The sequence below is a fragment of the Rhodoblastus sphagnicola genome, from assembly GCF_002937075.1.
In the GTDB taxonomy this organism is placed as follows: Bacteria; Pseudomonadota; Alphaproteobacteria; order Rhizobiales; family Beijerinckiaceae; genus Rhodoblastus; species Rhodoblastus sphagnicola.
Map to the genome: position 1 here is coordinate 23,919 of NZ_NHSJ01000031.1, position 9,196 is coordinate 33,114.

Consider the following 9,196-nt stretch of genomic DNA (forward strand, 5'->3'; position numbering starts at 1 on the left):
CATTCTAAATTTTAACGGTTCGCTTGCCGCCGCGTTTCCAGTCGGTCATTTTTTCTTGCAACGTGACGTGCGTGTCCAACCGGGGCGCGCGCCAGCCAGCCAGGCCCTCCCGCCCAGCCAGCACATCTGCATGGGTTGGGGGTATTGAATGTCTGTAATTCTCTCGGCAAAGCGGCGCGCCTGTCTCGCGGTCGCGCTGGCGACCGTTTCAAGCTTGGGCGAGGCGCGAGCGGAGCAGGCGGCCGACCTGTCCGGCTTCGACACGATCAATGTCACCGCCACCAAGACGGACGAAAAGACCGTCGACACGCTCGCCGGCGCGAGCACGGTCACGGCGGCCGAGGCGAAGCGCTTCCAGCCTTCGACCGTGTCCGACCTGTTGCGCGACGTCCCCGGCGTCGCGGCGCAGCAGACCGCCAACGATCCCGGCCAGTCCATCAACATTCGCGGCTTGCAGGATTTCGGCCGCGTCAACGTGCTGGTCGACGGCGCCCGCCAAGATTACCAGATTTCCGATCACGGTCCCTCAGGGACTTTTTATCTCGAACCGGAATTTTTGGGGCGGGCGGAAGTCACGCGCGGTCCCGTCGCCAATGTCTACGGCTCCGGCGCAATCGGCGGCGTGGTGTCGCTGACCACGAAAGGCGTCGACGACATTCTGAAATCCGACGAGAGATATGGCGTCGTGCAAAAATTCGGCGCGGGAACCAACGGACAGAATTTCCTCAACAGCACGGCGGCCGGCGCCCGCATCGACGATTACGCCGACCTTTACGCGCAATTCCTCTATCGCAACCGCGAGCCCTATCGCGACGGCGACGGCGCCCGCGTCTCCGACAGCGGCAATGACGCCATCGGCGGCCTGTTCAAGGGCCGGCTGCGCCCGGCCGAAGGCCAGGAAATCACCGTGTCGGCGCTGACCCAGAATTACCAATACGCCAACAATGGCACGAGCGCCGCGGGATCGCGTTTCAACAACGACGTCAATACCGGAACCTATTCGCTCGGCTATCGCTTCAACCGCCCGGACATTCCGCTGCTCGATCTCAGCGCCAAGGTCTATGTCACGCAGACGCAGAATGTGCAGACGCTGACGTCCGCAAACGCGACCTATTCCGCGCTGGGCGCCAAGGTCGGCGACAAACGTTCCGACAAGATCGACACCGAGGGATTCGATCTCCACAACACCGCCCGCTTCGCAGCGCTCGGCGTCGACCATGCCCTGACCTTCGGCGGCGATGCGTCGTGGGACCATGTCAAGACCAATGACAACGCCGGCGGCTTCATCGCGGCGCTCACGCCCTCGGGCCAGCGAATTCTGTCCGGCGCCTTTGTCGAGGACGAGATTCGCTATGGCGGCTGGCTGCGCGTGATCGGCGCGGCGCGCTACGACCGCTACCAGCTCAACGGCGGCGCCTATGAGTCGAGCGGCGACCGCGTTTCGCCCAAGATCACCGTGGGCGTTTCGCCGGTTCTGGGCGCCGAAGTTTTCGCGACCTATGCCGAAGGCTACCGCGCGCCGTCGATCACGGAAACGCTGATCGCGGGAACCCATCCGTTTCCGGCTTTCACCATCCTGCCCAATCCCAGCCTGCGCCCGGAGGTCGCCCATGACGTCGAGGGCGGCGTCAATCTGAAATATGACGATGTCCTGCGCGAGGGCGACAAGCTGCGCGCGAAAATCACCGCCTTCGACAATCGAGTCACCGACTTCATCGACATGGAGACGGTCGGCGCCTCCTATCTCGTGCCCTACATTCCGGGCATGCCGGCGACGGTCTGCAAATATGCTCCCAAATACTGCATGTCCATGCAGTCCTATCAATATATGAACGTCGCGCGCGCCGAAATCTACGGCTTGGAGCTTGAGGCCGCCTATGACTGGCGCGACGGTTTTGCCTCCGTCAACGCCACCTTGAACCGGGGGCGCAATCTCGAAACCCATGCGCCGCTCAACAGCGTGCGCCCCCACCGGCTCGGCCTCACCGGCGGTCTGCGTTTCCTCAACGAGGCCCTGACCGTCGGCGGGCGCGCCACCTTCGTCGACTGCAGCGCCAGGGGCGTGACCACGCCGAGCGGCGGTTACGCCCTGTTCGACCTGTTCGCGGATTACCAGCACAATGACTGGCTGAACGCGGGCTTGAGCGTCACGAACCTGTTCGACCGGCGTTATGCGCAATATCTCGACACGCTGGCGAGCCCGGGCCTGACGGCGAAACTCACCCTCACCGTCAAATATGCTGCGAAATAGGATGGTGATCATGGTCCTGTCCAGCACGCTAGCCACGCCGTTCCTCCCGGAATCCGAGCCGGACCGGCCGGGCGCCGGCGCGCGGCGCAGACTGGCCTGGTCGTCCCTGGCCTCGCTGGGCCTGCACCTCGCCTTCGCAGCCGCCATGTCTGCGCGCGATCCGGAAGCCGACCTGGCGCAGGATGTTTCGGGCGGGGCGCAGACGCTGGACATAGCCTATCTCTCCAGCGACGCTGTCAGCAGCGTCGAATCCGAGGCGGCGTCCGCGCCGCCGCAACTGCCGGACGCCTCGGTCTCAACGGCGGGGGAGGAAGAGGCGCCGGCGGTCGAAGAATCGCCGATACCCAGGCCGCGCCCCGCGCTTCACCGCGCGGCCGAAGACAAAAGACCGGCGCGCCGGACGCAGCCCCGGCGCGCCATGGAGAAAGAACCGGCGCGCATGGCGCAGGCTGGGCGCGGCAGCGAGCGCCAGAACGCCCGCGCGGCTTCGCAGGGCGGCGCGCGCGGTCCGGCGCCTGCGACCGGGGGCGCCGAGGCGCAAAACTGGCGCGGCGCGGTGCTCGCGCAACTCGCGCGCCACAAGCAATATCCTTCTTCCGCGCGCGACCGCGACGTCACCGGAACCGCCGTCATCGCCTTCACCCTCTCGGCCTCCGGCGGAGTCCTGGGCGTTTCCCTGGCGCGCGGCTCCGGGTCGAGTGCGTTGGATCAGGCCACGCTGGCCATGGTGCGCAACGCCGCGCCGTTTCCACTCGCGCCGGCCGGCGCGCGCCTGAGCTTCACCACGGCCGTCAACTACAGCCTGCATTGATCGAGGAGAGGCGAAACCATGTTTGTCGCGATGAATCGTTTCAAGGTTTTCAAGGAAAACGCCGCCGCCTTCGAAGCCATGTGGCTGGCCCGCAATTCGACTCTGCATCAAATGCCGGGCTTCATGACCTTCCAGCTCCTCAAGGGGCCGGATGACGCGGAGCCGCAGCTCTATTCGTCCTATACATTGTGGGCGCGCAAGGCGGATTTCGAGGCCTGGACCCAGTCGGCGCAATTCCGCGCCGCGCATGACCGCGCGGAAAAGCGCGCGCCGCTGTCGGTCGGCCAGCCGCAGTTCGAGGGATTTGACGTCCTTCAGACGCTGAGCGCTCCCTTGGCCGCGCGGGAGGCGGCGGAATGAACATCGCCGTCACAATCCCCGCGAGCGATTTCGCCACGCGGCTCCAGGCGGCGGGGACCGCGCTGGCCATCGGCGACGCGGATCTCGACGAGATCGCGCGCCGCCATGACCTCGCCTTGCGCGATGTGCTGGCGCTGCTGCCGTCATCGCAGGCCTGCAAGGCCGACGGCCGATATTTCGCCGAAGTCTGGGACGAATTGGCCAGTTGGGGACGGGTCGTCTTCGCGACCTCCGACGCGCATGGCGCTTTTGAAATGACGACGCAGCTCCAGCCGGGACGGGCCGGGCGCGGCCTGTTCAACCTGTTCGCCCTCGCCCCCGGGCCCGACGCGCCGTCGCGCGACCTCTGCGCCGCGGTCTGGCTGGTGGATCGTCCCCGATCCGGGCGCGGGTCCCGCGCTGTGATCTTCCTGAATCAGGCCGGCGACGCCCTGTTCAAAATCCTGGTCCGTCGCGACGTCGCCCGGCAACCCGACGGAAACCAATTGGCGAAATTCGAGGCGATGTGGGCGAAGTGGCGCAGATGCTCCTCGACCTAAGCCAACATGCCTAAGCCGCGCCGCCAAATGGCGCCGAGCCTGCGCGCGCAGTTCCAACCGCATCGCTCAGCTGGCTTGCTATAGAATTGTTCTAAAAAGCCGCGTGTTTGTTGCCGCTTGTCGGCGTCGCGGCTAGCCTGTTTCCATCGACCGCACAGCCAGCCGCCTTTCGGCTTTCGCCCGCCACCGGTCTGCTTCTCAAAAACGCAAGCATGAAGGGGGCGTCGTCATGGCGGCTGTTGAACACGCGAATCCGCATTCGGAGGGGCTCAAGCGCCGGGAGATCGGGACGCGTCTGGTCGAGGATTCCATGCTGGTCGTCGAACAGGTGGCGCGCGAACAGGGGATGAGCCCCGCCGACGTGCTGCGCCTGCTGCCGGACACGCTGTGCCGGTGGGCGCCCGGCGCGTCCTTCGAGCAGGCGATGGCCGATATGAGCGCGTGGGGCGAATTACTGTTCCTCGTTCACACCGTCAACGTCATCGTCGAAGTGAAGGCGACAATTCCCCCGGGCCGGTTCGGCCAAGGATACTTCAACCTCCATGGAAACGGACCGCTCGGCGCGCATCTTTCGAGCAGCCGATGCGCCGACATCGCCTTCGTCCGCCGCCCGTTCATGCGCGCGGAGACGCGCTCTATCCAATTCTACGACATAGATGGCGAAGGCATGTTCAAGATTTTTGTCGGACGCGACGCCGAACGCCGCCTCATCCCCGATCAGTTGCGCCGCTTCGACGCGCTCGAAGCGGGGCTATGCCGGACAGCAGCCGTTTTGGGGGAGGCGTGAATGATCACGCCCGCAATGGCGACGGACGACCCGCTGGCGCCGTTTCTTCCCGCGCGAACGGGGCCGGCGCTCACCGACGCCTTCGCGCGGCGCAGCGCGATGATGCCCTGGCGCGGCCTGCGCGCCGTCGATGATGCGGACCTTTGCGCCCGCGTCAGCCGGCTCGAAGCCATGCCGCGCGCGCACAACGCCGCCGTGGCCTATGTGCATGCGCCCTTTTGCGTCAGCCGCTGCCTGTTCTGCGGCTTCTACCGCAACGGCTATGACCGCGCGCGGACGCGCCGTTATGCCGATTTGATGGTCGCCGACCTCGACCGGGCGGCGGCCCTGCCAATGGTCGCGGAGGGGCCGCCGCTTTCAGCCGTCTATATTGGCGGCGGCACGCCGACCGCCCTGGCCGCGTCCGAGATCGCGCTCCTGGTTGGCGCGTTGAAGACGCGGCTGCCGCTGGCGGCGGATTGCGAGATCACGCTGGAAGGCCGCATGTTCGGCTTCGACGAGGACAAGATCGACGCGGCGCTGGACGCCGGCGTCAACCGCATCTCGCTCGGCGTGCAATCCTTTGACACACGGGTGCGCCGACGCCTGGGCCGCAAGCTCGACCGCCAGCATCTGATCGAAGCCATCGCCGCGCTGGTCGCGCGCGACCGCGCGGCGGTGGTGATCGATCTGATCTATGGCCTGCCCGGCCAAACCGAGGAAGTGTGGCGTTCGGACATCGAGACGGCGGCGACGCTGGGGCTCGACGGCCTCGACTATTACGCGCTGGGCGTTCACCCGAATGGGCCGCTGGCGCAGGCGATCGCCGCCGGCAAGACGCTTCCCGTCCCCACGCTCGCCGACCAGGCGCGCGCCTATGCGACCGCGCGCGCCTTTTTCGCCGAACAGGGCTGGACGCGCCTGTCGCAGGCGCATGTGGCGCGCACCCCGCGCGAGCGCAGCCTCTACAACCGACTGGTGAAGACGGACGCCGTCTGCCTCGCCTTTGGGCCGGGCGCCGGCGGCGGCGGTTTCGGATCGAGCTGGTCGATGGAGTCGGACTTCGACGCTTGGGCGCGCACCGTCGAGGCGGGGCGGTCCGCCATCGGCCGCATGGGCGATCTGCCACCCGTTCACGAAGCCGACGCGCTGATCGCGGCGTCGCTGGAAGCCGGCCAACTCGATCTCGTCGCCGTCGAGGCGCGGCGGCCTGGCTTTGTCGACGCCGCCGCGCCGCTGCTCGGCGCCTGGCGCGAGGCCGGGTTGATCGCGTTGGATGGCGGCCTGCTGCGCACCACGGTCGCCGGCGACTTCTGGATGACGACCCTGGCGCGCGGTCTGGTCACGGCCTGCGAACACGCGCGGGGGAGGCGCGTCGCATGACGCCAAAGCGCATGCTGATTTTCGGCGCCACGGGACGCGTCGGCGCTCATCTCGCTGTTTTCGCGCGGGAGGCCGGATGGTTGGTCGTCGCCGCGGCGCGCGATTCCGCGCGCGTTGTGACGGCGGATGAAGCCTTGGTCTGCGACGTGCTGTCGCCCGACGCGACCGTCGAGGCGGTGACGCAAGCGCGGCCGGACGTTGTGGTTTCGACGCTGGGCGGGCGCGGCGATCTGGCCGTCGACGATCTCGGCCTGCGCCATGTCGCCGACGCCTGCCTCGCCGCGGGCGCGCGCCGCCTGATCGCAGTGACCTCGCTCGGCTGCGGCGGTTCGCGCCGCCACGCCTCGCCGCGCCTGCTCGCAGCTATAGGCGAGGTTCTCGTGGCCAAGACCCGGGCGGAAGACCACATTATGGCGAAAGATCTCGACTGGACGCTGGTTCGTCCCGGCGGGCTGGTCGAGGCCGAGCCGAGCGACGGCGCCGTGCTGGTTGACGACGAGACCGCGCATGGATTGATTTCCTGCGCCGATCTCGCCGGTCTGCTGCCGCGTCTGCCCGGATTGTCACCGCCATCGACGCCCGTATTGGGGACCATGAGGAAGTGTGGGGCGCTCACGCTGCCTTGGCGTGAATCGAGCGGCCTACGTTTTCGATCGCCAACCCTGGAAACCACCGCTCAAAGGTCGATCGCAGCGTTCCGTCGAGCTTCCGCGTGCGGGTCTGCAAGAGAAGATGCGCGCCACGCCGGGTCCATTGCATTTGCTGCTTTTTGGCAAACCGCTTGCTGACCACGGCGTTGACCGTCGCCTCCACAAAAGCCGAGGAAATGCGCTCGCCGGATCGATATCGTTCGCCGTAATTGATGAGGCTGGCCGTGTTCGAGGCGATATAGACGGCGAACTCGCGAGCGGCGGCGATAAATTTGCGCAGGTTCGGATAATCCACGTCAAGTTCGGAAAGGTCGTCTTCAAAGTCTTCAATCACCTCTTGGGCGGCGATCGTGTTTCCGTGCCATAATTTCCATTTTATTCGCCCCAGCTCCTTTGTCAGCCGGGTGCCGGCTTCCTCGTCGCATTGCGCGACGCCTTTTGCAAACTGGCCGAGCACGGTAATGCGCATGGTGACGTGGAACCAGTCGATAACATGCTCGCTGCAAGGGCTGATCCGTTCGGTGAGCGCCCGAACTTCCTCGCCGCCGTCGGTCAGGAAAGTGATGTCCTGATTGGCCTGCATTCCCTAGCTTTCCAACATGTCGACAAGACGGCGCTTCGGTTTTTGATCGAAGCCATGGACGAAGCCGAGATAGCGCGGAGCGCCATCCTCCGGCATCGAACGTCCGACGATGACCTCGAAGTTGTTCTTTCTCTCGGTCCAGTCGCGGACATAGCCGCCATCAAGGCCGACAACGATGCGCCCGTCCGGGACGGGCAACGTTTGCCAATCCGCCGGACTTCCATCCATGAAGGTGCGCCGGTCCTTCGGCAGTTCCGCTTCGGCGCGCTCTGCGACGCGTAGGACGTGCTGGCGCAGCGTCGTGGCGTTGACGCCAGTCTCGACCGGCAGGACGTCGCCGAGAAGCTCGGCCGCGGCGGCGTATGGAACGAGCGAGGCCCAGCGCGTTTCCAGGTAAAGCCGCTCCGGCGCGACATGATAAGGAATGAGTTCCATGAGTGGCGACACGGTGGCTCTTCCGTTCCCTTTTCGGCATACGCAGCGGTGAAATCGCGGGCTCGCCAGCTTCACGTCGCCGAACAATGTGTGGAATACGATCGGATAGCTGCCCTTGCTCCGTCTCCTGCGGCTGCAAACCTCACAGCATCGTTGCGCCTCGATCCAGCTCTTGGTCTGGACTTCGACGATCCGCTGCTGGGCGGCGGCAAGCAGAATCTTGCTCTCGGCGAGGGACAGTCCGAGATCCTCGGCGCGTTCGACGCATTTGCCAAAAGATGCGATCTCCTCGGCGCCGGCCGGCTCGCCGTCATCGGTTGTGATCTGAAGCAGAATCTTCACGCGCATGGCGCCCTCCGGTTGGCCGAAATCACGCCGCCGCCATCGCGCGCGCTCGTAGGATGGTTTGACGGCTGGTGGCGTATTCGCGCGCTAGGGCGGAAACAGACGCGCCGCCGTCCAATCGCCGGATGACATCCTCGCGCTGACTTTGCGTCAGAGCGCCGGGCCGGCCAATGGACTTTCCTTCCGCCTTGGCGCGCGCCAAGCCAGCCTGGGTTCGCTCGACCAGCAGATCGCGCTCAAATTCGGCGACGGCGGCGATAACCTGCATGGTCATCTTCCCCGCCGCGCTTGTGAGGTCGGCGCCGCCAAGGGCAAGACAGTGAACGCGAACGCCGAGCGCGGCCAATCGATCGACGGTGGCCCGCACGTCCATGGCGTTGCGGCCCAAACGATCAAGCTTTGTGACGACGAGAATGTCTCCGGTCTCCAGCTTGTCCAGGAGACGAATGAAGCCTCGCCGTTGCGCAGCGGCAGTGCCGCCCGAGATTGTCTCGGAAACGACGCGGCGAGGTTAGATGGTGAAGCCGGCGGCGTTGATTTCGTGGAGCTGATTTTCGGTCGTCTGCCCCGTCGTCGAGACGCGGACGTAAGCGAAGACGCGCGGCATGACCTTGGACCCATCCAAAAGGGAGATTCGAAACGTCGGCCATGTTCGAAATTATGTCAAGATAACTTCCGGACATGGCGTGAAGGGGATGTCCGTAATCGCACGGTTTAGGACAGCGTGCCGGCTCCCGAAATCACCACCGCTGATACATGAGGGTGAGGTGATCGCCATTCTTCAGCCGGGCATTGACCGCCTTGCGCGAGAAAGGATGACCTTGCCAGGAATGACGCTCTTCAAGGCGTTCCAGCACATCGTGCATTTCTTTGATGACGGCCTCGCCCTTCAGGATTTCCGTCTGTTTCTTCAAAACGACCTGGTCGACAAAATCGGCAACGGTCCCAAGATCTTCGATCCCTTCCAGCGAGTACTGAGCATCGCGGCGCTCAAGAAAAGCTGCTGGTCCGCCGCAGTCCTCGGGCGGGCACGAGGCGTTGCCCTCGACGCAGTGGGGATAGGCCCTGCGTGA

6 protein-coding genes and 4 pseudogenes are annotated in these 9,196 nt (G+C 65.4%); 7 read left to right on the forward strand and 3 right to left on the reverse strand.

The annotated features are described in order from the left end of the window. Window positions 1-148 precede the first annotated feature (148 nt). The 7 genes and pseudogenes from CCR94_RS03270 to CCR94_RS25865 form a co-directional block, all read left to right on the forward strand. A complete protein-coding gene (locus CCR94_RS03270) occupies window positions 149-2,251 on the forward strand; it encodes a TonB-dependent hemoglobin/transferrin/lactoferrin family receptor (RefSeq protein ID WP_104506448.1) in 2,103 nt (700 codons plus the stop codon). Window positions 2,252-2,261: 10 nt separating this feature from the next. Beyond that, the gene (locus tag CCR94_RS03275; RefSeq protein ID WP_146089837.1) at window positions 2,262-3,062 is read left to right on the forward strand and encodes an energy transducer TonB; all 801 of its coding nucleotides are present in this window, start codon (window positions 2,262-2,264) and stop codon (window positions 3,060-3,062) included. A gap of 18 nt (window positions 3,063-3,080) precedes the next feature. Continuing rightward, a complete protein-coding gene (locus CCR94_RS03280; RefSeq protein WP_104506450.1) occupies window positions 3,081-3,422 on the forward strand; it encodes an antibiotic biosynthesis monooxygenase family protein in 342 nt (113 codons plus the stop codon). Continuing rightward, window positions 3,419-3,961 carry a ChuX/HutX family heme-like substrate-binding protein gene (locus CCR94_RS03285; RefSeq protein ID WP_104506451.1) on the forward strand — a complete coding sequence of 181 codons (543 nt, stop codon included), beginning with the start codon at window positions 3,419-3,421 and terminating at the stop codon, window positions 3,959-3,961. Before CCR94_RS03280 ends, CCR94_RS03285 begins: the two co-directional genes overlap by 4 nt. A 229-nt stretch (window positions 3,962-4,190) precedes the next feature. After that, window positions 4,191-4,748, forward strand: coding sequence for a heme utilization cystosolic carrier protein HutX (gene hutX, locus CCR94_RS03290; protein WP_104506452.1), 558 nt, complete (start codon window positions 4,191-4,193; stop codon window positions 4,746-4,748). Then, window positions 4,749-6,110, forward strand: a complete 1,362-nt coding sequence (hutW, locus tag CCR94_RS03295; protein ID WP_104506453.1) for a heme anaerobic degradation radical SAM methyltransferase ChuW/HutW — start codon at window positions 4,749-4,751, stop codon at window positions 6,108-6,110. Window positions 6,111-6,121: 11 nt separating this feature from the next. Further along, window positions 6,122-6,640 (forward strand): annotated as a pseudogene (locus CCR94_RS25865) (NAD(P)-dependent oxidoreductase); the annotation flags it as partial. Window positions 6,641-6,722: 82 nt separating this feature from the next. Here CCR94_RS25865 and CCR94_RS03305 read toward each other — a convergent pair. The 3 pseudogenes from CCR94_RS03305 to CCR94_RS24925 all read right to left on the reverse strand — a co-directional run. Then, window positions 6,723-8,126, reverse strand: a pseudogene (locus tag CCR94_RS03305) (ISKra4 family transposase). Between the two features lie 22 nt (window positions 8,127-8,148). Next, window positions 8,149-8,730, reverse strand: a pseudogene (locus tag CCR94_RS03310) (recombinase family protein). Between the two features lie 133 nt (window positions 8,731-8,863). Next, window positions 8,864-9,196, reverse strand: a pseudogene (locus tag CCR94_RS24925) (hypothetical protein); the annotation flags it as partial.